The sequence below is a fragment of the Bacillus sp. Brlt_9 genome (assembly GCF_051948935.1).
Taxonomy (GTDB): domain Bacteria; phylum Bacillota; class Bacilli; order Bacillales; family Bacillaceae_G; genus Bacillus_A.
Genome location: NZ_JAYJLO010000002.1, coordinates 180687 through 203811, shown reverse-complemented (window position 1 = coordinate 203811; position 23125 = coordinate 180687). Strand labels below are relative to the sequence as shown.

At 36.2% G+C, this 23125-nt stretch carries 28 protein-coding genes and 1 pseudogene; 13 read left to right on the top strand and 16 right to left on the bottom strand.

Annotated elements, in window-relative coordinates; translation table 11 throughout:
• Positions 1-15: 15 nt before the first annotated feature.
• Together VF726_RS07275 and acsA are read right to left on the bottom strand one after the other, a co-directional pair.
• Positions 16-573: a maltose acetyltransferase domain-containing protein gene (locus VF726_RS07275; RefSeq protein WP_440167051.1), complete on the bottom strand. Its 558-nt coding sequence runs from the start codon at positions 571-573 to the stop codon at positions 16-18.
• A gap of 89 nt (positions 574-662) precedes the next feature.
• Complete coding sequence (gene acsA / locus VF726_RS07270) at positions 663-2381, bottom strand: acetate--CoA ligase (RefSeq protein ID WP_440167049.1); 1719 nt, start codon at positions 2379-2381, stop codon at positions 663-665.
• A gap of 176 nt (positions 2382-2557) precedes the next feature.
• Between acsA and acuA the strand changes: the two genes are divergently transcribed.
• From acuA to VF726_RS07250, 4 genes are all read left to right on the top strand, one after another.
• Positions 2558-3190 (top strand): acetoin utilization protein acetyltransferase AcuA, encoded by a 633-nt coding sequence (gene acuA / locus VF726_RS07265; RefSeq protein ID WP_063222474.1) that lies wholly within the window; start codon positions 2558-2560, stop codon positions 3188-3190.
• A gap of 17 nt (positions 3191-3207) precedes the next feature.
• Positions 3208-3852: an acetoin utilization AcuB family protein gene (locus VF726_RS07260; RefSeq protein ID WP_000634568.1), complete on the top strand. Its 645-nt coding sequence runs from the start codon at positions 3208-3210 to the stop codon at positions 3850-3852.
• A complete protein-coding gene (gene acuC, locus VF726_RS07255; protein ID WP_440167046.1) occupies positions 3849-5015 on the top strand; it encodes an acetoin utilization protein AcuC in 1167 nt (388 codons plus the stop codon). The genes VF726_RS07260 and acuC overlap by 4 nt, the downstream gene beginning before the upstream one ends.
• A gap of 219 nt (positions 5016-5234) precedes the next feature.
• Positions 5235-6095 carry an alpha/beta fold hydrolase gene (locus tag VF726_RS07250; RefSeq protein ID WP_440167043.1) on the top strand — a complete coding sequence of 287 codons (861 nt, stop codon included), beginning with the start codon at positions 5235-5237 and terminating at the stop codon, positions 6093-6095.
• Positions 6096-6161: 66 nt separating this feature from the next.
• Here VF726_RS07250 and VF726_RS07245 read toward each other — a convergent pair whose 3' ends face one another.
• From VF726_RS07245 to VF726_RS07235, 3 genes are all read right to left on the bottom strand, one after another.
• Positions 6162-6434 (bottom strand): hypothetical protein, encoded by a 273-nt coding sequence (locus VF726_RS07245; RefSeq protein ID WP_440167040.1) that lies wholly within the window; start codon positions 6432-6434, stop codon positions 6162-6164.
• 139 nt (positions 6435-6573) lie between these two features.
• The gene (locus VF726_RS07240) at positions 6574-7263 is read right to left on the bottom strand and encodes a response regulator transcription factor (RefSeq protein WP_440167038.1); all 690 of its coding nucleotides are present in this window, start codon (positions 7261-7263) and stop codon (positions 6574-6576) included.
• Between the two features lies 1 nt (position 7264).
• Positions 7265-8719 (bottom strand): sensor histidine kinase, encoded by a 1455-nt coding sequence (locus tag VF726_RS07235; RefSeq protein WP_440167036.1) that lies wholly within the window; start codon positions 8717-8719, stop codon positions 7265-7267.
• 149 nt (positions 8720-8868) lie between these two features.
• Here VF726_RS07235 and VF726_RS07230 point away from each other — a divergent pair, with 149 nt between their 5' ends.
• The 3 genes from VF726_RS07230 (at position 8869) to mscL (ending at position 11085) form a co-directional block, all read left to right on the top strand.
• Positions 8869-9549, top strand: coding sequence for an ankyrin repeat domain-containing protein (locus VF726_RS07230; RefSeq protein WP_440167034.1), 681 nt, complete (start codon positions 8869-8871; stop codon positions 9547-9549).
• A 79-nt stretch (positions 9550-9628) separates the two neighbouring features.
• Positions 9629-10555 carry a Gfo/Idh/MocA family protein gene (locus VF726_RS07225; protein WP_440167032.1) on the top strand — a complete coding sequence of 309 codons (927 nt, stop codon included), beginning with the start codon at positions 9629-9631 and terminating at the stop codon, positions 10553-10555.
• A 128-nt stretch (positions 10556-10683) separates the two neighbouring features.
• Positions 10684-11085 (top strand): large-conductance mechanosensitive channel protein MscL, encoded by a 402-nt coding sequence (gene mscL, locus VF726_RS07220; protein ID WP_061884675.1) that lies wholly within the window; start codon positions 10684-10686, stop codon positions 11083-11085.
• A gap of 49 nt (positions 11086-11134) precedes the next feature.
• Here mscL and VF726_RS07215 read toward each other — a convergent pair whose 3' ends face one another.
• Positions 11135-11407, bottom strand: a complete 273-nt coding sequence (locus VF726_RS07215) for a DUF3917 domain-containing protein (RefSeq protein ID WP_440167029.1) — start codon at positions 11405-11407, stop codon at positions 11135-11137.
• A gap of 148 nt (positions 11408-11555) precedes the next feature.
• On the opposite strand from VF726_RS07215, the gene dhp61 reads away from it, so the two are divergent.
• From dhp61 to VF726_RS07200, 3 genes are all read left to right on the top strand, one after another.
• The gene (gene dhp61, locus VF726_RS07210) at positions 11556-11852 is read left to right on the top strand and encodes a protein Dhp61 (RefSeq protein ID WP_440167027.1); all 297 of its coding nucleotides are present in this window, start codon (positions 11556-11558) and stop codon (positions 11850-11852) included.
• 81 nt (positions 11853-11933) lie between these two features.
• Positions 11934-12170, top strand: a complete 237-nt coding sequence (locus VF726_RS07205; RefSeq protein WP_097840840.1) for a DUF3949 domain-containing protein — start codon at positions 11934-11936, stop codon at positions 12168-12170.
• Position 12171: 1 nt separating this feature from the next.
• On the top strand, positions 12172-12534 hold the full coding sequence (locus VF726_RS07200) for a DUF4288 domain-containing protein (RefSeq protein WP_440168276.1): 363 nt from the start codon (positions 12172-12174) through the stop codon (positions 12532-12534).
• Positions 12535-12568: 34 nt separating this feature from the next.
• Here VF726_RS07200 and ccpA read toward each other — a convergent pair whose 3' ends face one another.
• From ccpA to VF726_RS07180, 4 genes are all read right to left on the bottom strand, one after another.
• Positions 12569-13567, bottom strand: coding sequence for a catabolite control protein A (gene ccpA, locus VF726_RS07195; RefSeq protein WP_060632566.1), 999 nt, complete (start codon positions 13565-13567; stop codon positions 12569-12571).
• 604 nt (positions 13568-14171) lie between these two features.
• Positions 14172-15188 (bottom strand): CamS family sex pheromone protein, encoded by a 1017-nt coding sequence (locus VF726_RS07190; protein ID WP_440167024.1) that lies wholly within the window; start codon positions 15186-15188, stop codon positions 14172-14174.
• A gap of 117 nt (positions 15189-15305) precedes the next feature.
• Positions 15306-15632 carry a bacillithiol system redox-active protein YtxJ gene (ytxJ, locus tag VF726_RS07185; protein ID WP_440167022.1) on the bottom strand — a complete coding sequence of 109 codons (327 nt, stop codon included), beginning with the start codon at positions 15630-15632 and terminating at the stop codon, positions 15306-15308.
• Positions 15632-16144 carry a DUF948 domain-containing protein gene (locus VF726_RS07180; protein WP_001197726.1) on the bottom strand — a complete coding sequence of 171 codons (513 nt, stop codon included), beginning with the start codon at positions 16142-16144 and terminating at the stop codon, positions 15632-15634. Before VF726_RS07180 ends, ytxJ begins: the two co-directional genes overlap by 1 nt.
• 187 nt (positions 16145-16331) lie before the next feature.
• Here VF726_RS07180 and VF726_RS07175 point away from each other — a divergent pair, with 187 nt between their 5' ends.
• Positions 16332-17447, top strand: coding sequence for an aminopeptidase (locus VF726_RS07175; RefSeq protein WP_048544494.1), 1116 nt, complete (start codon positions 16332-16334; stop codon positions 17445-17447).
• A gap of 41 nt (positions 17448-17488) precedes the next feature.
• Here VF726_RS07175 and VF726_RS07170 read toward each other — a convergent pair whose 3' ends face one another.
• The 4 genes and pseudogenes from VF726_RS07170 to VF726_RS07155 all read right to left on the bottom strand — a co-directional run bounded on the left by VF726_RS07170 (position 17489) and on the right by VF726_RS07155 (position 19189).
• The gene (locus tag VF726_RS07170) at positions 17489-17935 is read right to left on the bottom strand and encodes a hypothetical protein (protein WP_440167019.1); all 447 of its coding nucleotides are present in this window, start codon (positions 17933-17935) and stop codon (positions 17489-17491) included.
• A 16-nt stretch (positions 17936-17951) separates the two neighbouring features.
• A pseudogene (locus VF726_RS07165) lies at positions 17952-18133 on the bottom strand (hypothetical protein).
• Positions 18130-18534 carry a PH domain-containing protein gene (locus VF726_RS07160; RefSeq protein ID WP_440167017.1) on the bottom strand — a complete coding sequence of 135 codons (405 nt, stop codon included), beginning with the start codon at positions 18532-18534 and terminating at the stop codon, positions 18130-18132. Before VF726_RS07160 ends, VF726_RS07165 begins: the two are co-directional and overlap by 4 nt.
• Before the next feature lie 100 nt (positions 18535-18634).
• Complete coding sequence (locus VF726_RS07155) at positions 18635-19189, bottom strand: GNAT family N-acetyltransferase (protein ID WP_440167015.1); 555 nt, start codon at positions 19187-19189, stop codon at positions 18635-18637.
• A gap of 144 nt (positions 19190-19333) precedes the next feature.
• Between VF726_RS07155 and VF726_RS07150 the strand changes: the two genes are divergently transcribed.
• Together VF726_RS07150 and VF726_RS07145 are read left to right on the top strand one after the other, a co-directional pair.
• Positions 19334-19678, top strand: coding sequence for a PadR family transcriptional regulator (locus VF726_RS07150; RefSeq protein ID WP_440167013.1), 345 nt, complete (start codon positions 19334-19336; stop codon positions 19676-19678).
• The gene (locus tag VF726_RS07145) at positions 19675-20337 is read left to right on the top strand and encodes an HAAS signaling domain-containing protein (RefSeq protein ID WP_440167011.1); all 663 of its coding nucleotides are present in this window, start codon (positions 19675-19677) and stop codon (positions 20335-20337) included. Before VF726_RS07150 ends, VF726_RS07145 begins: the two co-directional genes overlap by 4 nt.
• A gap of 54 nt (positions 20338-20391) precedes the next feature.
• On the opposite strand, the gene murC is transcribed toward VF726_RS07145, so the two are convergent.
• Both murC and VF726_RS07135 read right to left on the bottom strand, forming a co-directional pair.
• Positions 20392-21702 carry a UDP-N-acetylmuramate--L-alanine ligase gene (murC, locus tag VF726_RS07140; protein ID WP_098344517.1) on the bottom strand — a complete coding sequence of 437 codons (1311 nt, stop codon included), beginning with the start codon at positions 21700-21702 and terminating at the stop codon, positions 20392-20394.
• A 252-nt stretch (positions 21703-21954) separates the two neighbouring features.
• Positions 21955-23073 (bottom strand): nicotinate phosphoribosyltransferase, encoded by a 1119-nt coding sequence (locus tag VF726_RS07135; protein ID WP_440167009.1) that lies wholly within the window; start codon positions 23071-23073, stop codon positions 21955-21957.
• Between the last annotated feature and the right edge of the window lie 52 nt (positions 23074-23125).

Sequence of the window (23125 nt, the reverse complement as noted above, 5' to 3'; positions counted from 1 at the left end):
CGCTTCGTTCAAATATTATTTTATTTTTTTAATAATCTTCGCAGGATTTCCGCCAACTACTACATTGTCCGGCACATCTTTCGTTACGACAGCACCAGATGCGATGACCGCATTATCTCCAATTGTTACACCTGGATTAATAATCGCTCTTCCGCCAATCCATACGTTATCGCCAATTGTAACTGGTTTTCCGTATTCTGATCCGCTTATGCGCTCTACCGGATCAAGTGGGTGTGTTGCTGTATAAATGTGAACACCTGGAGCTAACATACAGTTCACTCCAATTGTTACTGGACATACATCTAAAATGGTACAGTCAAAGTTCGCGTAAAAATTTTCGCCAGCGTGAATGTTATAACCGTAATCACATCTAAAAGAAGATTCAAGATGAATGTTATCTCCAGTCGTTCCGAATAGTTCTTTTACGATTTCGCTACGCTCTTTTAATTGTACTTCTGGCGTTTCATTTAATTTTCTCGTTAATATACGAGCTTGCTCCCTCTCTTGAACTAAAACTGGATCAGCTGGTATGTACATTTCACCTAGTATCATCTTTTCTTTTTCTGTTTTCATTTTATCATCCTCATTAACTTATATATATAAGTTAATGATATCACAAAAAAGAAAGGTCTGAACATATTACTTGTTCAGACCTTCCTCTCTTAATCTTCCATCGTTGATAAGTCACCTGTTGGTAAGTTTAACTCCCACGCTTTTAATACGCGGCGCATAATTTTACCACTTCTCGTTTTCGGTAATTTATCTCTAAATTCAATTTGTCTTGGCGCTGCATGAGCTGCTAGGCCTTTCTTTACAAATTGACGAATTTCTTCTTTTAATTCTTCAGATGGTTCGTATCCCACGCGAAGCGCGATAAATGCTTTAATGATTTCTCCGCGAACTGGATCAGGAATACCAATTACACCAGCTTCTGCAACAGCCGCATGTTCGATTAATTTGCTTTCTACTTCAAACGGACCAACGCGCTCACCTGACGTCATAATTACATCATCAATACGCCCCTGGAACCAGAAGTATCCATCTTCATCCATATAAGCAGAGTCACCTGATACGTACCAATCTCCTGGCATGAAATAAGACTCATACTTTTGCTTGTTATTCCAAATACCACGCATCATCGCTGGCCAACCTTTACCAATTGCTAAGTTGCCCATTGTGTATGGAGGAACTTCATTTCCTTCATTATCAACAATCGCTGCTTTCACACCTGGAATTGGTTTACCCATTGAACCTGGACGGATTTCCATACAAGGGTAGTTACAAATAACTTGTCCACCTGTTTCTGTCATCCACCACGTATCATGAATACGAAGTCCAAATGCGTTCATACCCCAGCGAATTACTTCTGGATTTAACGGTTCACCAACGCTTAATACGTGGCGTACTTGTGATAAATCATATTTTTTAATTGCGTCTTGTCCAGCACCCATTAACATACGGAACGCTGTTGGTGCGCTGTACCAAACTGTTACACCGTAATCTTGCAGTGCTTCATACCATGCTTCTGGACTAAAGCGGCCACCTAAAACAACATTGGATGCCCCAACTAACCACGGTGCAAAAATACCGTAAGCTGTTCCAGTTACCCAACCTGGGTCAGCTGTACACCAATATACATCGTCTTCTTTTAAATCTAATACCCATTTCGCCGTTTGATGGTGCTGAACCATTGCGTTCTGCGCATGTAGAACACCTTTTGGTTTACCAGTAGAACCAGACGTATAATGTAGAATCAAACCGTCTTCACGGCCTAGCCATTCAATATGTAATTCTTTTGAAGCTTGTTCGAATAAAGGATTGAACGCTACCGTTTTACCGCCTTCTTCTACATTATCTCCAACAAGGAAGACTGTTTTTAAAGCCGGTAAATCATTTAAGGGTACGCGCTCTAACAATTCAGGCGTTGTAATTAACACCTTCGCTTCGCTATCTTCTAGACGATCGCGAACTGCGCCTTCCATAAATGCTTCAAATAGTGGACCAACGATTGCCCCTAATTTCACTGCGCCTAAAAGTGCGAAATATAACTCTGGGGAACGCGGCATAAAAATAAAAACGCGATCGCCTTTTTCTACATCGCCATAATTTTTCAGGACGTTTCCTGCTTTATTAGAAAAATCCTTCATTTCCTTAAATGTATACTTCTCTTTTCGTGATCCATCTTGATAATAAAGGGCTACTTTATTCTTTCGATCGGATTTCGCATGCTTATCAATTGCCTCATACGCCATATTTACTCGGCCTGTCTCATTCCAAGTAAAGTTTTTATTAACCTCTTCCCAGTTAAAATTCGCGTATGCCTCATCATAATTCGGCAAATTATTTTCTCCTTTAATGACAGGAAGCGTTTCTACTTTCATACTTTACATCCCCCTCCTATGTATTCTATTATCTATTATAATGACATTATTTAAAATTTTCAGTATATTTGTTGATTTTTAGACAAATTTTTAATGACAAATTTCGATTCACATCGCATATATTATAAAGTACGATATGAATAGATTCACAAACCCTCAAGGTGGTGAGCAATACATTGATCCATAAAAAAATATATAATGCTAGAAACTTGAAAACAGCGAAAGGCACTTTAATTATTGAAGGTCCTGTCTCTACACATAACTTAGAAATGTATGAATTTCATCCAGATTTAGTTGCGTTTCGTCCTGCCGAGCAGCAATATAAAGCAATTGTCGAAATTTCTAAATTACCAGAAGCTCGTCTCATTATTGCTAGACATGACCAAACGATTGTTGGATATGTTACATACTTGTATCCTGATCCACTTGAACGATGGTCAGAAGGAAAGATAGAAAACTTAATTGAACTCGGGGCGATTGAAGTTGTCCCTGCCTTCCGCGGCTGCGCTGTCGGAAAGAACTTACTAGAAGTTTCAATGATGGACGATTATATGGAAGATTACATTATATTAACGACTGAATATTATTGGCACTGGGATTTAAAACAAACAGGCTTAAATGTTTGGGAGTACCGAAAAGTAATGGAAAAGATGATGAATGCTGGTGGATTACAATGGATGGCTACAGATGATCCTGAAATTTGTTCGCATCCTGCTAACTGTTTAATGGTCCGCATCGGTAAACGCGTTGATACGGATTCTATTCAAGCATTTGATCGTCTACGTTTTCACAATCGTTTTATGTACTAATAAAGGGGGCAACTGGAATGATTGTAGAAGAAATTATGAATCAAGATGTGGTGACACTACATCCAAACGATACAATCGAAACAGCAATCCGAACGATACGCACGAAAGGCATTCGGCACATTCCAATTGTCGATCAAAATAATCATGTTGTAGGCATTATTTCTGATCGGGATGTAAGAGATGCAAGTCCGTCTATTTTAGATGAACAAGTTTCACTCGATATGCTGAAGCAACCACTTGAACTGATTATGAAACATCCTGTTATGACTTGCCATCCTCTCGATTTTGTTGAGGAAATTGCTACTTTATTTTTTGAAAATAAAATTGGCTGTCTTCCTGTTACAAAGGCTGGAAAGTTAGTTGGAATTATTTCTGAATCTACTGTGCTGCACACGTTAGTGAAATTAACAGGAGCACATCAACCGAGTTCACAAATTGAAATTCAAGTGAAAAACGAACCTGGTATTCTCGGAAAAGTCGTTGCTATTTTTAGTGAGTTACAAATCAATATCGTGAGCGTTCTCGTCTACCCAGCAAAAGATGAGAATGATAAAGTACTCGTTTTCCGCATTCAAACGATGAATCCGCTAAAAGTGATTGATGCACTTGAAGCAGAAGGCTACCGCGTATTATGGCCGAACATTATGGGGATGCAAGCATGAGTAGCGCGTTTATTTATTCGGATGACTTTCGGGGCTATTCGTTTAGCCCTGATCATCCTTTTAACCAACTGCGCGTCACACTCACGTATGATTTATTACAAAAGGGTGGTTTTATCTCTCCTTCTCAAATCATCTCACCACGGATGGCTACAGATGAAGAGATCGCCTACGTTCATACAGAGGAGTACATAAATGCGGTAAAACGTGCTGGAGAAGGAAAGTTAGAAAAATCAATTGCGATGACATATGGACTCGGAACAGAAGATACACCAATGTTTCCAAATATGCACGAAGCAAGTGCATTACTCGTTGGCGGTACATTAACTGCTGTCGATGCTGTTCTTTCCGGGAAAGTAAAACACGCGCTTAATTTAGGCGGCGGCTTACATCACGGCTTCCGCGGCAAGGCATCTGGTTTTTGCATTTATAACGATAGCTCTATCGCAATGAAATATATTCAGAAGAAATACGGTTTACGTGTTTTATATATTGATACAGATGCTCATCACGGTGATGGTGTACAGTGGTCCTTTTACGACGATCCTAACGTATGCACCATTTCACTACATGAAACCGGTCGTTATTTATTCCCTGGAACTGGCGCTGTAAATGAACGCGGACAAGGGAATGGCTATAGTTACTCTTTTAACGTTCCACTCGATGCTTTTACAGAAGACGAATCGTTCTTAGATTCTTATCGAACTGTCGTAAAAGAAGTTGCCGCATACTTTAAACCGGATATTATTTTAACGCAAAACGGCGCTGACGCACATTATTACGACCCACTTACACACCTTTGCGCAACGATGAATATTTACCGTGAAATACCGAAGCTCGCTCGTGAAATCGCTAACGAATATTGCGAAGGTCGCTGGATCGCTGTCGGCGGCGGTGGCTATGACCACTGGCGCGTCGTCCCAAGAGCTTGGGCACTCATCTGGCTCGAAATGAACAACATCCAAAACATCTCAGGTTATCTCCCTCCAGAATGGATTGACGCTTGGAAAGGACAAGCTGAAACAGAACTTCCCCTCACATGGGAAGATCCAAACAACATGTATAAACCTATCCCCCGTAAACCAGAAATTGAAGAAAAGAATGCATTAACTGTAGCGAAATCCCTTGAAATTATTCGGAATAATATGACAAAATCTTTGTACTAAAGAAAAAGGAGGCTCGTTTTTGAATAGCCTCCTTTTATTTGTATAATTACTACCCATGTCGTTTTTTGTTGGTAAATCGATATTCTGTGTCGAATCGCCGATATAGTTCGAGTTGTGGTCGATATATTCGAAAAATCGCTGATATATTTTAAGTTACGGTCGATATATTCGAAAAATCGCCGATATATTTTCATTTAGTAACAGTCTGGCCCAATTTTTATGAGGAAAGGTCGTGAAATTATGTGGACACAACAAATGATCCACACGAAACGTGGTACATTCGAACTCTTCATAAAAGGCAGTGGCAAACCGCTTTGTATTACACATCACTATTCGCAATTTAATGAGACTGGTGATTACTTTGCGGATGTTTTCACTTCTACGCATCGTGTATTCCTCATTAATTTACGAGACGCTGGTAACTCTGCAAAAGCCCAGGTAGAAAACGAATTAAGTATGATTGAAACCATTCACGATTTAGAAGCTATACGAGAAGCATTACAACTTCCAACATGGCATTTCGCCGGTCATTCAACAGGTGGTATGCTTGGACTTTTATATACAATTACCTATCCAAACTCCTTACAATCATTAGTCGTGGTCGGAGCCGCGGCAAGCAACTACACCGAAACACCCTTTTGCATTTATCATCCGGAACATCCTCAGTTTCATTATATGCAACAGCTCATTGAAAACTTAAAAAGCCCCCATCTTACAAGTGAAGAACGGAAAGCACTATCTACTAAACGAACAAAATTATCTTTATATAAACCGGAAAACTACAATGCTTATTTTCATAAGCCAATCCAAAAAACAATGTCTGCTAACCGAATGAATGCTTTTTCTCACGAATATCCAGCATTTAATTTACGAGAACATTTACATTCTATGAAAACAAAGACACTTATTATATGCGGACGACACGATGTGCAGTGCCCGATTCAGTATTCTATCGAGATGCATGAGGGCATACGTAATTCTATTTTTGTGACATTTGAAGAGAGTAATCATTATCCTTTTTTAGAAGAAGCTGCTCCGTTTACTTCTACCACTCAAACATTTTATAAATCGTTACACTAGTACCGTTATTATTAAGGAAAGCTCACAGTCTCTATAAGACTATGAGCTTTTTTCAAAAGAAGTATTTCAACTAGTAACAATTAAAAGAAGAACACAAAAAGTCACTAAACCTAAATCAATGAATATCGACTTTTTATCTCTTTCTTTTATACTCATCATAAAACTAGAAATTATTTTAATTCCAAAAAAAACCATCATAAATAACCCACCGAAATAATCATTTGTAGGGTCTTCATCATAAAACATTTGTATTGCACCGATAATTAATAAAATAAGTATGATATTCGTTCCAATCTTTAAAGCCTTGTTTGATTTATTATTCTTTAATTCCGCCCCCAAGATCTAGCACCCCCCTCAAACTATCGTGCGTGTTAGCAAAACAAAGATGTTTTATCTATATATACCTTAACATAAATTACCTATTATTTCCTTTTCATTCAAATAACATAAAAAACCTGCCAATTACTCGGCAGGTATATTACACATTAAAACGATAACCAGCTCCCCACACTGTTTCAATGTATTGCGGGTGAGCAGGGTCTCTTTCGATTTTTTCACGTAGCTTTCGAATGTGAACAACGACAGTGGCTAAATCGCCAGCTGAGTCTAGTCCCCAAATACGTTCAAATAACTGTTCTTTATTTAATACTTGGTTTGGGTTTGTGACAAAGAATGTTAATAAATCAAATTCCTTCGTTGTAAACGCGATTTCTTCATTGTTTATAAAAACTTTTCTTGCCCTTTGATCAATAGAAATTCCGTGAATGTATAACGTATCGCGTTGCTTACTTACATTTCCTGATAATCTTTCATAACGAGAAATATGAGCTTTTACTCTTGCTACTAGCTCACTCGGGCTAAACGGTTTCGTTATATAATCATCTGCTCCTAATCCGAGTCCGCGAATTTTATCTATATCTTCTTTTTTTGCTGAAACAAGTAAAATCGGAATGTCTTTTATAGCACGTATTTGTTTACAAATTTCAAAACCATTCATCTTAGGAAGCATAATGTCTAAAATAATTAAATCATAATCTTCCTGCAAAGCCATTTGTAAACCTACCTCTCCGGAATGCTCTACATCCACTTGAAAATCACTAATTTCTAAATAATCTCGCTGTAATTCTGCAATACTTATTTCATCTTCTACTAGTAAAATTCTCTTCATTCTACTCACCACATTCCTGTACTTTTTTCAATGAGAAGAAAATAATTGTACCTTCGCCAAGCTTACTTTCCGCCCAAATTTCCCCGCCATGTTCTTCAACAATTTGCTTCGCTATCGCTAAGCCAAGTCCACTTCCACCTGTACTCGAATTTCGCGATTGCTCTGCACGATAAAACCGCTCAAATATATACGGCAATGTATCAGCTTCTATACCTGATCCATTGTCCATTACTTTCACAATAACTTTACTTTTATCATTCAATACTGTTACAGTAATTTTCTTATCTTCTTTATCCATATACTTCACACTATTATGAATTAAATTCGATATCACTCTATTTATCTTTTCACAGTCGGCAGTTACATAGAGTGGTGATGAATGTAATTGTAAGTGAACTTCTATACCTTCCTCACTTAAATCCATTTGCATCTCTTCTAATAATTCCTGCATAAACACGTTTAATTCTATCGTTTCAAACTGAAAGGGAACTCGATTCAAATCAAGCTTTGAAAACAAAAAGAGCTCATCAATGAGTGTATCCATATGTTTTGCCTTCGTATGAATGGTCGTTAAATACTTATCCATTTTTTCTGGCGTATTTGCGACTCCATCTTTTATGCCTTCTACATATCCAATAATAGATGTAATCGGTGTTTTTAAATCATGAGATATGTTTGAAATGAGCTCTTTTCGATTTTCTTCATACTGTGTTTGCACTTCAATCGATTCTTTTAACTTCTTCCTCATTTCCTCAAATCCTTGATTTAATTGCCCGATTTCATCGTGCGACGTAACTGGAATTTGAAAATTTAAATCCCCTTCTTTAATTCTCCCAGTCGCATCTTTCAATACAAAGATTGGCTTTATCACGCTTCTTGAGACGAAATAGCTTACTAACCCTATAAGTAAAATAGCTAACAGTAAAAGCGCTACGAACAAAATCGGAAATAACTTTTGTGTAAGATCTACAAATGAACTTTGCTTCTTTAATACAAATATACTCCCCTCTTCTTCCTGAGGAAAATAAAAATCAAACTTTACATATCGATAAAATGTATCGCCTAATTCCGTTGTACCACGACTATTAATATTTGCTGATTCAAATTTCGGAAGGGCTTCCTTTAAAGCCAAACTTTCAAATACTTTTGTAGCATAAGAAATGGTTTCTCCCTTTCTTACAACTATTTTCACCCCTTCTTTTTCAAGTGATGAAACGAACGATTCATCTAATAGTTGCGATTGATGTTTCTTTGCTGCCGTCTTTAACTCAATATACGCATTCTCTTCTTCTGACGTAAGCGGCTTTTGAATATAGGAACTTTTATAGAAATTTTTCACTGATTCCAAGTCTCCTGTTATGGAAAAAACAATTAAAAATCCCGTGACTAATATGAGCGTGATGGAAACGAGAATAACAGCGATATAAGAGAATAAAAATCTTGTTTTAATAGACATATGTTACACCCTCACTTTACCAAACCTTATTATTCCTAAGCATAAAAATATATGATCAAATACTCAAGCGATTTTATAGTAATTTTAGCGCCAGTTTATAAAAATTTAATGTTCTTATTTTACAGTTGAAATGAGGAGGTTGAGATTCCATGTTCAAAAAAACAGTAAGCATGATATGTTGCGTAATTTTTTTGCAAGGTTGCTCGCAAGAACAAGAAGTTAAAAAGGAGATGACAAACATGGAGACAGCACTACTAACAGCTACTGAGAAACAAGAAACGAATACCGTTATATCTTTACTCAAAAAAGGGGCTGACATAAATATAACAGATGATAAAGGACGTACTCCTCTTATGATTGCTACATACAAAAATGATGTGAAAACCGCAGAAGCGCTTATCGACGCTGGAGCCGACGTAAATATCCAAGATGATATGAAAAACAATCCCTTTCTATACGCTGGTGCAGAAGGTTACTTAGACATTTTAAAATTAACAATTGATGCTGGCGCAGATCCATCGCTTACGAATCGATATGGCGGTACAGCTCTTATCCCAGCCTCAGAACATGGCTATATTGATGTTATAAAAGAACTCCTCATGCGAACAAATATCGATGTAAACCATGTAAATAACCTCGGATGGACAGCTTTGATGGAAGCTATCGTACTAAGTAACGGAGATGAAACACAACAACAAGTCATCCGTCTTCTTATTGAGCACGGTGCAGATGTAAATATTCCAGACAACGATGGTGTTACCCCGCTAGAGCATGCTCGCGCTCATCACTTTGAAAAGATAGAGAAGATTTTGCTAGAAGGACATAAGTAAAAAGCTAATTTTTGCCTTCCTCCCCCGCCCTATGCTACATTTAAGCCGTTACATCAATATGAATAGGGTGGGAATACACATGAACAAACCTAAAATTGGGATGATTGGACTTGGAAGTATCGCACAGAAAGCCTATCTTCCAACACTTACTAAAGAAACAGATTGGAATTTTGTAGGGGCATTTACACCTAACGCGGAGAAAAGGAAACAAGTTTGCCAGCAATACCGCATTCAAGACTTCCATTCTATTGAAACGTTAGCTTCAGAATGCGATGCAATCTTCGTTCATAGTTCAACTGCATCGCATTATGAAATCGTTTCTGAACTTCTGAAAAAAGGAATCGACATTTATGTTGATAAGCCGCTAGCAGCTACAGTAGAACAAGCTGAGAAACTAGTCGAGTTGAGCGAAAAGCATAACCGAAAATTAATGGTCGGATTTAATCGCCGATTCGTTCCTATGTATGTTGCAGCAAAAGAGCAAGCTCATCATATTTCATGGATTCGAATTGAAAAGCATCGTACAAATAAAGTCGGGCCCTATACATACGACTTTACGATGTTAGATGATTACTTACATATTGTAGATACTGCTCGCTGGTTAGCTAACGATGACCTTAACGTCGTTCATAATATGATGCAAACTAATGAAAAGAATGAACTTCTTTACGGACATCATACATATACAACGCCAAGTGGACTGTTGCTTTCTACAGCAATGCATCGCCATGCTGGTACAAATTTAGAACAAATTGAACTTGTAACGACAGGGAAAATCATTCGCGTAAAAAATATGAACACATATGAAGTTGAGCAGGAAAATGCAGTTTCTCAGATCGGCTCCCCATCATGGGATACGACGTTAAAACAACGTGGTTTTGAAGATGCTGTTCATCATTTTATCGAATGTGTACACGGAGATACAAAGCCTGTTGTAGATGGATTAGAAGGATTAAAAACACAGCAACTGCTGCAATCTCTACTAGATAATGTAAATAAAAATTAAAACGGATACATTTTTCAGAATTTACTTTCATTCCCATTTCCCCTTTATTTCTGTCGCAAATTTCTATAGAATATGTTGATAGGAATTATAAATTTCATATTGAATCGTGGAAAGGATGGGATTAACACATGTGGAACGAGTTTAAAAAATTCGCCTTCAAAGGGAATGTAATCGATTTAGCTGTCGGGGTTGTAATCGGTGCTGCATTCGGTAAAATCGTTAGTTCTTTAGTAAAAGATATCATCACACCATTACTTGGTATGGTATTAGGTGGCGTTGACTTTACAGATTTAAAAATTACATTCGGTAAATCATCTATTATGTATGGTAACTTCATCCAAACTATTTTTGATTTCTTAATTATTGCAGCGGCTATCTTTATGTTCGTTAAAGTATTCAACAAACTAACTTCTAAAAGAGAAGAAGAAGAAAAAGAAGAAGAACTTCCAGAACCAACAAAAGAAGAAGAACTTCTTGGCGAAATTCGAGACTTATTAAAACAACAAAATTCTTCTAAAGATAGAGCATAATTGAACGGATAAAAAGGCATGTCCCAAGGGGACATGCCTTTTCTATATGCTATAACGTTTCCGAATTCATATGAATAAATAAAATTATACCTGCAACCATAAGTACCATAATACTACCTGCAAATAGTGTAATACCGATGAACATGAAACTCGTGCTCATGTCCACTGATACACTTTCAATAAAAATAGAAATTACATACGTGATAAGGGCAATTCCTGCAAGAATACTTCCTGGAACTAATCGCTTTAAGCCATTTTGTTTTAACGTCATATATGCAAAAATAGCAGTCATACAAAGCGTAATTATCCAAAGAACGATCATCTCTTCTCCCCCCTCACAAGCCTTTTCTTTCTATTATACATGACATTGCCCTATAATAGTTGAATTTGCACTTATGTGACATATAACAAGGAATCATATTATTTTACAGCGAAGTCACCAATAGGCCATATACTGAGGAGGATTTCAATTGGAAGATGATATTGTAGAATACTTTAAACAAGTAGAGCGATTCGATTATATTACAATCGACTTAGACAAAAAGTTTTTTTATATCGAAGTTGTGCAATTAGAAACAAATATAACTTTGCTACAAATATCCATTAACTTAGAAAAAGATGAAACTATTATTGCTGGCAATGTAAAACAATATGATCCTTCTCGGTTAGAACCGCTAATACAAAGTTTTAAACATACTGCCCAAACATGCCTTGCACATAATTTACGAAATCCTGAAGAACTTTTTGCATTTTGGAAAGAGAATTAACCCCCTCTAAAAATGGTTATTTTTTCTATTAATTGATATAATTATCATATACAAATATTCTTTATAAGGGAGTGTTTCATAATGATTTGGATTTCACTAATCGTATTAGCCTATTTCATCATTCTCGTCCCAATACAGTATAACTATATTAAAATGCTCAAGACAAAGCAGAAAAAAATGAACATGTCACAAAACGAACTATACGACAATATGTCTTATGAAGAATCTCAAATACACTATCATTATCAAAGTAACGTATTTACAATACCTGCTTCACTTGTCGCAAGTATTATTTATAGAGTGAAACATGCAGCATAATATGTACGCTGTAAAGTTATTGTTTGAATCTGTTCATTCTGGTGAGCCTGATCCTACGAAAATTGATGAGCATTATGAAGAGAATTACGATACACTTTTTGAAGAAAGTATTATTCTTGTTAAAGCAAAAAGTTTAGAAGAAGCTCATGAACTAGGTGAAAAAATCGCTATGCAATCTGAAGAATCGTACGACAATGTGTACGGCGAGCAAGTCACATGGACGTTCCGGAAAGTGTTGCATGTGTTTGAATTAGACGATACACCATTTGAAACTGGAAAAGAATTGTACGCAAGATTTTTACACGTTAAGAAAAATGAAACGGTAGATACAGTCGTACAAAAATACTATCCTGAATACGAATAAAAGCTCACAGCAATCGCTGTGAGCTTTTTTATACTTACTTCGTTGAATCTCTAAATTGGATACGGTGAGGTAAGATAACAGTGTGATCTTCCACTTTTTCTTTGTTCATATACTTTGTTAATAGACGCATTGCTACTGCACCGATATCGTACATTGGTTGTACAACTGTTGAAAGCTGCGGGCGTACCATTAATGCAAGGCGTGTATTATCGAAACCAAGTACTTCTACATCCGTTGGTACGTTTAATCCAGCGTCTTGTGCTGCATGGATTACACCTAGTGCCATTTCGTCAGAAGATACGAAGATCGCTGTTGGCTTGCCATCAAGGCTCCAAAGCTTTTCAAATGCTTCGATACCTGAATCATATGTGTAATCTCCATCGATTACAAGATTTTCATCATATGAAATACCTGCTTCTTCTAGAGCTTTTTTATAACCTTGTAACTTCTTCGCACTTCCTGCTTTATCAATGAAAGGACCAGAGACGAAACCGATACGCTTATGTCCTTGCTCAATAAAGTGCTTCATTGCGTCGTAAGCTGCTTGTGTATAATCAATATTTACTGACGGCGTTTCATTTTGCTCATCGAATGACGCCGCTAATACGATTGGTACTGGAGACTTTTTGAATTCTTCAATGTGAATGTCTGTAATATCTTCACCCATGAAAACAATTCCGTCTACTTGCTTTCCAAGCATCGTATTTAATAAATGGAACTCTTTCTCTTTGTTTTGGTCAGAATTACTTAAAATGATGTTATATTTGTACATTGTTGCGATATCTTCAATTCCACGAGCAAGTTCTGCATAAAATGTATTTGAGATATCAGGAATAATAACACCTACTGTAGTTGTCTTCTTACTTGCTAGTCCACGTGCTACCGCATTTGGGCGGTATCCTAAACGATCAATTGCTTCTAATACTTTCTTTCTTGTTGTAGGCTTTACATTTGGGTTACCGTTCACAACGCGTGATACGGTAGCCATTGAAACGTTCGCTTCGCGCGCTACATCATATATTGTTACGTTCATCTCATTGCACACTCCTTCTATTTTTGTTATCTATTTTTATGTATCGGTTACTTGAATGAAAAAAAGACATCAACTCTATTTGCAGATGCCACCAATCGTCCCGAGTTCTTCCTTTTACTAATGATACGATAAAAACGCAGGCTCATACAATATTTTCCCGCAAAAGTTTCGAAAAAATTCGCTTCTTTTCTCGTATTTTCGTATTTTTTATGAAAAAAAGGGCATTTTTTGTAAAAATATAGATATCTCATACGTAGAAACCTTATTTTAAGCAGTACATTAGTAAATGAAATTTATATTAGAGTTGTTTCAAATATATCGACCGCAACTCAAAATATATGAGCGATTTTTTTTATATATCGACTTACCAACAAAAATCGACAATGATAGGCATTTGATGCGCTGAATCTGGAAGTACTTCACAATTAGCAATAGAAGATCATATCCCTCTGTAGAATGTGTTACATCGACAATGCAAGGAGGTAAATAGGTTTCTTCCTTTAAAATCGATACAGAGGGAAATATGAAGCATATTACGCAGCACTCCGTCCTATCGTACCCTTTCATTTAAAATAAAAAAAGACAGTTTAAACACTGTCTTTTTTTATAAGAAGGAAACAAACGGTTTATCGCTGTTTTTCTCTTTTATAACAATTGCCTCGATTTTATTCTCGGACTTTATCTGCAATTGTACTTTTGCATCTTTAGGTAATTGGTCTAACATACTTTGAGCAGCTAGTTGAGTAAGAGCCATTAATTCTGTTTTACCGTTATATTTAATAACAATATTCATATTTAATGTATCCATTTGATTTTTCTTATAAAAAACTTTAGCATTTACTGGAATAAAATCTCCAGGAGAAAAACCTTTCATCGCATCAGCAAAGTCAGCTATTTTTTTATTATCTTCTCCATGTGCTTTTGTAAATTCATCAGAAGGATATGAATATGCTTGCTCATCGATTGTACTCCAATTTCCAAGATTCGTATCGTTCTTTTGAACGGTAGCACTAGCAATATATGTACCATTTTTCAAAGAACTTGTACTTTCTTGCTTAAAGATAGCAAACGTAATTGGAGATTTGTTATACTTGTCATTTTTATTAATAGCTTCTATAAGTTGTCCAGCAACTTCAGCACCCTTAGACATTGCTTCTTCATTTGATACAGTTGACGACATTGCTAACCCGATCACAACGCCAGATAAACTTAATTCATTTGAATTCTGCTTCCCGAAATAGTCTTGTTCTATTATATTTGTCAAAACGGGTGCTTTTACTTTTGCGACCAGTTCATCAACTAACTTCTCAGGGATATACTGATTTAATTGTAGTACGTGATTTTCTGTATCAAATTGCTCTTTTGCAATATTCATTAAACCATTTTCATACTCTGCTAAATCTAATTTAGAATTTGTTGTTATATTAGCTGTATTTATAACCTTTTGTTCTTTTAGAGGAATTACAGTTCTATAATAATCTTTAGAAACAGCAGTTCTCGGAATCATGCTTTTTTCTTTCGTATCTTTCTGTATAACTTCATCCTTCTTACTAATCGTATCATTACTACAAGCTCCTAGTAATAAACTTACGACCGCGAAGGATAATGCCATTTTCTTCATTACTTAAAACCTACTTTCAACAATCTAGTTATTTAATTTGAACTAATAACAGTGTACCATTAAATATATTTCAACAAAAACAAAAAAAAGAAGCAAGCACCTTTAGCTTGCTTCTTTTTACTTAATATTCTCTTCTAAAGCGTCTTTTTTAATGTTCCAATGGGACGTATTCCATACTACCATCCCATCTTTTATGTATAACACTTGCGGAGATTCATGTTTAATGCTGTACTGTTCTGTAACACGATTCGAAACATCTCTCGCATCTTGTACGTATAAGTAATACGCTGGTACTGCTCTTTCTTCACTACAATACGCTTGAAATTCTGTATAGGCACCATGACTAATCGGACATGTCGTACTATGTTTAAAAAGAACATAAGGTTCATTTTTTTCTACTAATACTTCAAGCTCTTCAATTGTTTCAAGCTTTGTCATATTCATCACGATTCACCTCTCATACGAAGTCTAGAGCGCTTCTCTTTCTTTTCAGCTTTTTTCTCAAGTCTTTCTAATTTACGCTCTTCTTTTTCAACCTTTTTCTCTTGTCTTGTCGCACGATAATGATTGTATACTTCAATTGCTGCGCTACTCCACTGTACAACTTGCGCTACTTTATCTGCATTATTTTCAATTTCGTCCGTAACAGACTCTGATACATTACGAAGTTTCGTATTTAAAGAATGGATTGTCGTTCCAATTCCATCTACACCCGATACTACTTTATTTAATGATTGTGACTTCTGTTGAATGTCATCAGCTAACGCATTTGTTTTATGTAATAATTGCTCCGTCTCTACGCTAATCCCTTGCATTTGCTTTTCTAAACCTTCTAACGTACTTGCAACGTTTTCTAACGTCTTCTGAACAGATAACAACGTTCTACATACATACACTACTAATACAGCGAAAGCAACCGCGATAATAGCCGCACTTACATATAAAAGAACTTGCATTTCATCACTTCCTTTATCTTTTTCATACTTTCTCCTATTATACAATCATTTTCCGTTTCGTTCTAATCCCTATCTTTTCATTAGAATTTTCATACTTATTCGTTAACTTTAACATAAATGATTCAACAAATTCCACTAAGTAGGTTACAATAGGAGAGGATACATAATTAGTAGGGAGGCTTTACATATGAAAGATCCACGCATTGAAAAGTTAGCATACAATTTAATTAACTACTCTATCCGCTTACAAAAAGGCGAAAAAGTATTAATTGAAAACTTTGGCTTACAAAAAGAACTTGTAACTGCACTTGTAAAAGAAGCATATGCAGCTGGTGGTTTCCCATTCGTTTCTTTAAAAGATCATCAAGTAGATCGCTCTTTATTAATGGGTGCTACTGAAGAACATTTTGAACAAATCGCTGCATATGAAGCAAGCGTAATGAAAGATATGGACGCTTATATCGGTCTTCGCTCTGGCGATAACATTAACGAACAAGCTGACGTACCAAGTGAAAGAATGCAAATTCACGGTCAAACAGTTGGTAAGAAAGTTCATAGAGACATCCGTGTTCCGAAAACGCGCTGGGTTGTTCTTCGCTACCCAAATGCTTCTATGGCGCAACTTGCTAAAATGAGCACAGAAGCTTTCGAAGACTTCTACTTCGAAGTTTGTAACTTAGACTACGGTAAAATGGATAAGGCAATGGATAGCCTTGTTACATTAATGAATAAAACAGATAAAGTGCGCCTAACTGGACCTGGAACTGACTTAACATTCTCTATTAAAGACATTCCAGCAATTAAATGCTCAGGTCATTTAAACATTCCAGACGGTGAAGTATACTCTGCACCAGTTCGTGATTCTGTTAACGGTACAGTTTCTTACAACACGCCATCTCCTTACAACGGTTATACATTTGAAAATGTACAACTTAAGTTCGAGAACGGGCAAATCGTTGAAGCAACTGCAAACGATACAGAGCGCATTAACAAAATCTTCGATACAGACGAAGGCGCACGCTTCGTTGGTGAGTTCGCAATCGGCGTAAACCCATACATCTTACATCCAATGGGGGACATCCTATTCGATGAAAAAATCGATGGCAGCTTCCACTTCACTCCTGGACAAGCTTACGACGATGCATGGAACGGCAACAACTCGAACATTCACTGGGATCTAGTATGCATCCAGCGCCCTGAATACGGCGGCGGCGAAATTTACTTCGACGACGTACTAATCCGTAAAGACGGACGCTTCGTTGTACCTGAATTAGAAGCTTTAAACCCAGAGAACTTAAAATAATAGAAAAAGCGCTCGGATGGAATTCCGAGCGCTTTTTTTCATTAATACTCTAATAATTTTTTAGCCACATCTTCTGGTACTTTAAAACTATTTTTATTTTTTATTTTATTAATTTTCAATTCAACTTCAACATAAGGGACATCTTTATATACTGTCATCGTACCAATTTCATATAACTCTTTTTTATCTTTACTCGAATCCGATAATTTCGGTGTATCTTCTTGATACATTTTAAATATTTTCCCTTGCGGAGTATCTAACGGAGCCGATTCCATTTTCCACTCATCCATTTTGATTGATTCAAACAACTTTGTGATTTCTTTCTTATCGGTAATGTTTTTTTTATCACTCGAATCAATAAACGATTCAACTTCAATTTTCTGTGCTTTTTCTAAGCTAACATCAGACTTCTCTTTCTTCGTACTACATCCTATTAAAAGAACGGATGCGGTTAGCAGAAGTAAAAATAACATAAGGACTTTTTTCATTTCTAACCCTCCTGTACTACATAAAGCTGCTTTTCTCACTTTTTGTTTGCTGAAAATGAAAATAATATAAAAGCGCCACTGCGATAGTACTTATTAATATTGGTACATATAAGGGCAAATCCCATTTCATATATCCCCTAGTGCAAATAATAATCACCAGCAATATTTCCAAACAAAAAAAGGTTGTACATATTTCATTTCTTACCTACCATTTCTATTTTTACATTTGGATTCTCTTTCTCAATAAGCCCCAAAAATTCATTCATATCTTGCGGCATCGCAATCATATGTACTTTATACGCATTCGTTGTAATTTCAAGATATTTCCCAACTTGACGAATGTTTCTTATCTCTTTCAATACGATATCGTCATTTAAAATGCCGTACTTTAATACACCATTTTCTACTTTATGCTTTTTAATAAATACTTCCCAAACGAGTGGTACATTTACAAGAAAGCATAAACCCATTCCAATTAACGCTGACATCCACTGCTCTTTATTTGTGACAATCATGACAAGTGGATATACAAACATAAAAGCTAACGTGAGACAAACGAAAATTACTACCGATTTGCTTCTTTGAATCGGAATGTTCATACACTCACCCCCTAACCTAAATTATACCACTTTTTCCATTTTAGTCATAAAACAGTCCATTTCTGAATGACCTTCTTAAATAAGATACATATAACATTTTTTACTTATCTTGAATCTCTCTCCACTCTGAAGCTAGTAAACTATATACAGCGATATCGTGAAAATGGTCGTATAGCCATTCATCATCTCTTAAAATACCATCTAACTTAAAACCCAAACGCTCTGGAATAGCGCGGCTTTTCACATTTTCAACACCGCATCTAATTTCCATTTTATTTAATTTTAAATTCTCAAATGCATAGTGAAGTACAGCCTTCACGCTACGCGTCATAATGCCTTTCCCGCCAGCATCTTCTGCAAGATAATATCCGAGACTTGCCGCTTTCTTCCCCCAACTTACCGGATGAATGCCTACCATCCCAACGAGCTTTCCTTTATAACGTATACCACTTTCAAAACCGTCTCCCTCTGCAAACTTCTTTAACCACATCGGACAAATCTCATCATACGCACCAGCAGATTTTACCCCATCCACCCAAGGAAGCCATCTTCTTAAATGGTTACGGTTTTGATCTATTAATTGATATAGTTCCTCTTTATGATGTTTTTCTAATAACTGTAATTCGATTTCATCGTCTACTCGAAGTGTGAACATATTTTTAGCTCCCCTTTAGTTTTCTTATTATTCTAACACTTATAGATGTCAATTGTTAAATATTCACACTTTATCTTGAATTTTATATGTGAATAACAACTATATATGATTGATATCTAGGTATGAATCATATATAGTTGAAGTATGGAAAAAAATGATAATTTTATAATTCAATTACGTAAAGGTGTTTTTGATCTCGCTATTTTGTCTTTAATAAGTAGACAACCTATGTACGGATACGAAATTACAAGCGCACTACAAGATATTCCTGTGTTTCATATCCCAAACGGTTCGATTTATCCTATATTAAATCGAATCACGAAAAACAATTGGGCTGTTTCCTATTGGGAAGAGTCCGGTGATGGTCCAAAGAGAAAATACTATCGCATTACAGACGAAGGGAGAGAAATTTTACATAGTCGCTTACATGATTATGATGCAGTGTATCATGCTCTAATGTTACTAGCTAAAGGAGAGGATAAAAAATGAACAAAGAACAATTCTTTTCAAATGAACTCATTACTTCTTTCTTACACGATCTTCATAAAGGTTTAATGAACTTACCTGCGTCAGCAAGAGAACAACATGTGCTAGAAATCAAATCAGATTTATATGAAAATGCATTAAGTAAAGAAAGCGAAGGGATACCATTAGAAATCATTCCTTCACAAGTGATTGAAGAATTTCTTCCTCCAAAAGAATTAGCAAAAGAAATTGCAGGAGAATATACAGATGTTATTCAAAATGCACAGCAATCTACAAATACATTTATTAAATACTTTACTGGGTTCTCAATTGCTCCACTTGTGGCTTTATCAGTACCCATCGCACTTGGCTTTATAAATATTTCAGCTAATTTACCTTTTTTGCTAGCCTTTATCGCAAGCAACATTTGGTTCATCTGTAGAGAAAACCATTTGAATACAAAGCAATTAAAATTTTTAAAAACAATGATTTCCTTTAGTACTAGCGTTTTAATCGCACTTCCATTTGCATTTTTCGCGATTCGAATTATGATAACAAAACAATTCGATATATTTTCATTCTATTATTTAATTGGATATGTACTTTTTAGTTCACTATATATCGTCTTATTAAAACAACTATACAAAAAAAATAAACAATACCAACATATGAACGCTTTTTAAAATATATTGAACAAAGCAAAAAAGACGCACAGCCACGGCTATGCGTCTTTTCTATTACTTCTCTGCAACTTGAACTTCTTTTACGTAAGCTGCTTCGAATTTTTGGATGTCTCCTGCGCCCATGAAAATGAGAACGCCGTTTTTATGTTTCTTTAATACATCCGTTGTTGTATCTGTAATTAGTTCTGCACCGTCAATACGCTTTTGCAGATCTTCGATTGTTAATTCACCTTTGTTTTCGCGCGCTGATCCGAAAATATCACATAAGTATACTTGGTCAGCTTTGCTTAAGCTTTCAGCGAACTCATCTAAGAACTTTTCTGTACGTGAGAATGTATGTGGCTGGAATACAGCGACAACTTCACGCTCTGGATGTTTTTGACGAGCTGCTTCAATCGTTGCATTAATTTCTGTCGGATGGTGTGCGTAGTCATCGATAATAACTTGCTCTCCCATCGGCTTTTCATTAAAGCGACGTTTTACGCCTTCAAAAGTTGTTAGCTGATGCTTAACTGCTTCTACATCAACATTTTCATAATGGCAAAGCGCGATTACTGCTAATGCATTTAATACGCTGTGATTGCCGTATCCTGTAATTTTGAACGTATCATAGTACGTATTACGAACGAATACATCGAAAATAGTACCATCTGTTCTCTTTTGAATGTTACGTGCTTGGAAATCATTATCTTCTCCAAATCCATAGAAAATAACAGGTACTTTCGCTTGAATTTTTTGAAGTTCTTCATCATCTCCACATGCAATAATGCCTTTTTTCACTTGCAATGCCATCTCTTGGAATGCACTGAATACATCATTGATATCTGTGAAATAATCTGGATGATCAAAATCAATATTTGTCATAATTGCATAGTCTGGATTGTAAGACAAGAAATGACGACGATACTCACAAGCTTCAAATACAAAATACTTACTATTTTCTACCCCATGCCCTGTTCCATCTCCGATAAGGTAAGATGTAGGATGTGCACCTTGCATTACATGGGCTAACAAACCAGTTGTTGATGTTTTTCCATGCGCCCCAGTTACCGCAACACTTGTGTATTGGTTCATAAGGTCACCTAGGAAGTGATGGTAACGATGTACTGGGATGTTCAATTCTTTTGCTGCTACGATTTCTTCATGCGTATCAGGAAATGCATTTCCTGCAATAATCACTTGTCCTTCTTTTACATTATTTTTATCAAAAGGAAGGATCGAGATATTGCGCTTTTCCAACGCTGTTTGTGTAAAGAAACGCTTTTCATAATCAGACCCTTGAACAGTATGCTTCATGTCATGAAGAATTTGCGCTAATGAACTCATTCCTGTTCCTTTAATTCCTACAAAATGGTAAACTGTCATCTTAAAGAACCTCCAACATTTCGAACTAATACAACGGCCTATCTATAAGACAGTATATGAATCTTTTCTTATTTTGGTAATCATCATACATTTTTGATGTAGTGAAGTTATTCTTCCCTTCACTTATCAGGATAAACTCGTACGTACTTCTTTTTTATGTCCATAACAAATCCATTATAGCAAAAAAGAAGCCGCTATACTATGATAACAGAAAAACTGATAGGGTCAATCACCTATCAGTTTTTCTCTCTTTTACATATCTTCTCTTTTTTCTAATTGAACACGCTCTAGACGTGGGTTTGGACGATATTTACGACCAGCTTTCGCTTCTGGTTTTCCATTTAATTCTACGTTATCACCAGTAAAGCCAATATTCATTTTTAATAAGCTACTTCCTACTCCGTATATATCAACAGGTACGTTTTGAGCTTCAAATTCACGAATACGCTTCTCATCAAATCCACCAGTTACAACGATGTCTACATGCTGGAATCCTTCTTCATCAAGTGCTTTACGAAGTGCGAATACAAGCGATGGGTTTACACCACGTGGATCGAATGTTCCAAGTACTTCTGGATGACGAATGAAGTATTGATCAATCATTGTGCGCGACGTATCTACACGTACACCTTTTAATGTTGATCCAAATTCACGCGCTACGCGAAGTGCATCTGTAATGACATCATTGTTGTAATCAATTAATACAACTAATTCATCTTCTGGGAATTTCTTGTGATATGCTTTTGCCGCTTCCACAACATCCCCATTAAACATTTGAATTAATGCGTGAGGCATTGTCCCCATACCACTTCTGCCCCACCATTCATTCATCGCATGCGTCGCTTGTGCGCTCATACCTCCGATGTATGCTGCATAACCGTCACCAGCTTGTTGTGTATAATGATCGTCACGGTCTCCCATGAAAATAACTGGTTTTTCTTTATCTACGCTACGCGCAGCTTGGACAACGTTATATACGTTTGTCGCAACCGATGTACGACGAGCTAAAATCCCATCAATAACACCTTCTAAAAATCCGAAATTTTCATAAGGACCATGAATTGTTAACACTGTTTCAAACGGACTAATATTATCGCCATCTTTTAAAGAGTTAATTTCTAGTTCCTCAGGATTTTTAGCGAATGTTTGTAGCAATGCAATCACTTCATCTGTTCCGCAAAGAACTGCATTTTCCTTTTGGAAAAATTGCATCGTTACAACACTTTTCGGGCGAAATTCTTCAATGATTTCTTTAGTCTTTAAAAAGTAAACGGCAGAGAACCAACCTTCTCCAACGCGTTCGTCAAATTTAAATGTTCTATTTGTTAGTCTATTTATTTCACCTTTTAATTTTAATTCAATTTCTTTCATGTCGCTTTACTCCCTACTTTACTATCCAACATTTTCTCTTAGTATACAGCAA

Coding starts and splice junctions, on each gene's coding strand:
- VF726_RS07175 (WP_048544494.1), top strand. CDS start 16,332: ATGAAAGATCCACGCATTGAAAAGTTAGCATACAATTTAATTAACTAC.
- VF726_RS07225 (WP_440167032.1), top strand. CDS start 9,629: ATGAACAAACCTAAAATTGGGATGATTGGACTTGGAAGTATCGCACAG.
- VF726_RS07260 (WP_000634568.1), top strand. CDS start 3,208: ATGATTGTAGAAGAAATTATGAATCAAGATGTGGTGACACTACATCCA.
- VF726_RS07215 (WP_440167029.1), bottom strand. CDS start 11,407: ATGATCGTTCTTTGGATAATTACGCTTTGTATGACTGCTATTTTTGCA.
- acsA (WP_440167049.1), bottom strand. CDS start 2,381: ATGAAAGTAGAAACGCTTCCTGTCATTAAAGGAGAAAATAATTTGCCG.
- acuC (WP_440167046.1), top strand. CDS start 3,849: ATGAGTAGCGCGTTTATTTATTCGGATGACTTTCGGGGCTATTCGTTT.
- VF726_RS07145 (WP_440167011.1), top strand. CDS start 19,675: ATGAACAAAGAACAATTCTTTTCAAATGAACTCATTACTTCTTTCTTA.
- VF726_RS07150 (WP_440167013.1), top strand. CDS start 19,334: ATGGAAAAAAATGATAATTTTATAATTCAATTACGTAAAGGTGTTTTT.
- mscL (WP_061884675.1), top strand. CDS start 10,684: ATGTGGAACGAGTTTAAAAAATTCGCCTTCAAAGGGAATGTAATCGAT.
- VF726_RS07275 (WP_440167051.1), bottom strand. CDS start 573: ATGAAAACAGAAAAAGAAAAGATGATACTAGGTGAAATGTACATACCA.
- VF726_RS07200 (WP_440168276.1), top strand. CDS start 12,172: ATGTACGCTGTAAAGTTATTGTTTGAATCTGTTCATTCTGGTGAGCCT.
- VF726_RS07170 (WP_440167019.1), bottom strand. CDS start 17,935: ATGAAAAAAGTCCTTATGTTATTTTTACTTCTGCTAACCGCATCCGTT.
- ccpA (WP_060632566.1), bottom strand. CDS start 13,567: ATGAACGTAACAATATATGATGTAGCGCGCGAAGCGAACGTTTCAATG.
- VF726_RS07155 (WP_440167015.1), bottom strand. CDS start 19,189: ATGTTCACACTTCGAGTAGACGATGAAATCGAATTACAGTTATTAGAA.
- murC (WP_098344517.1), bottom strand. CDS start 21,702: ATGACAGTTTACCATTTTGTAGGAATTAAAGGAACAGGAATGAGTTCA.
- VF726_RS07190 (WP_440167024.1), bottom strand. CDS start 15,188: ATGAAGAAAATGGCATTATCCTTCGCGGTCGTAAGTTTATTACTAGGA.
- VF726_RS07180 (WP_001197726.1), bottom strand. CDS start 16,144: ATGCAAGTTCTTTTATATGTAAGTGCGGCTATTATCGCGGTTGCTTTC.
- VF726_RS07235 (WP_440167036.1), bottom strand. CDS start 8,719: ATGTCTATTAAAACAAGATTTTTATTCTCTTATATCGCTGTTATTCTC.
- VF726_RS07160 (WP_440167017.1), bottom strand. CDS start 18,534: ATGAACATTCCGATTCAAAGAAGCAAATCGGTAGTAATTTTCGTTTGT.
- VF726_RS07205 (WP_097840840.1), top strand. CDS start 11,934: ATGATTTGGATTTCACTAATCGTATTAGCCTATTTCATCATTCTCGTC.
- VF726_RS07240 (WP_440167038.1), bottom strand. CDS start 7,263: ATGAAGAGAATTTTACTAGTAGAAGATGAAATAAGTATTGCAGAATTA.
- VF726_RS07250 (WP_440167043.1), top strand. CDS start 5,235: ATGAGGAAAGGTCGTGAAATTATGTGGACACAACAAATGATCCACACG.
- ytxJ (WP_440167022.1), bottom strand. CDS start 15,632: ATGAATATGACAAAGCTTGAAACAATTGAAGAGCTTGAAGTATTAGTA.
- VF726_RS07230 (WP_440167034.1), top strand. CDS start 8,869: ATGTTCAAAAAAACAGTAAGCATGATATGTTGCGTAATTTTTTTGCAA.
- VF726_RS07135 (WP_440167009.1), bottom strand. CDS start 23,073: ATGAAAGAAATTGAATTAAAATTAAAAGGTGAAATAAATAGACTAACA.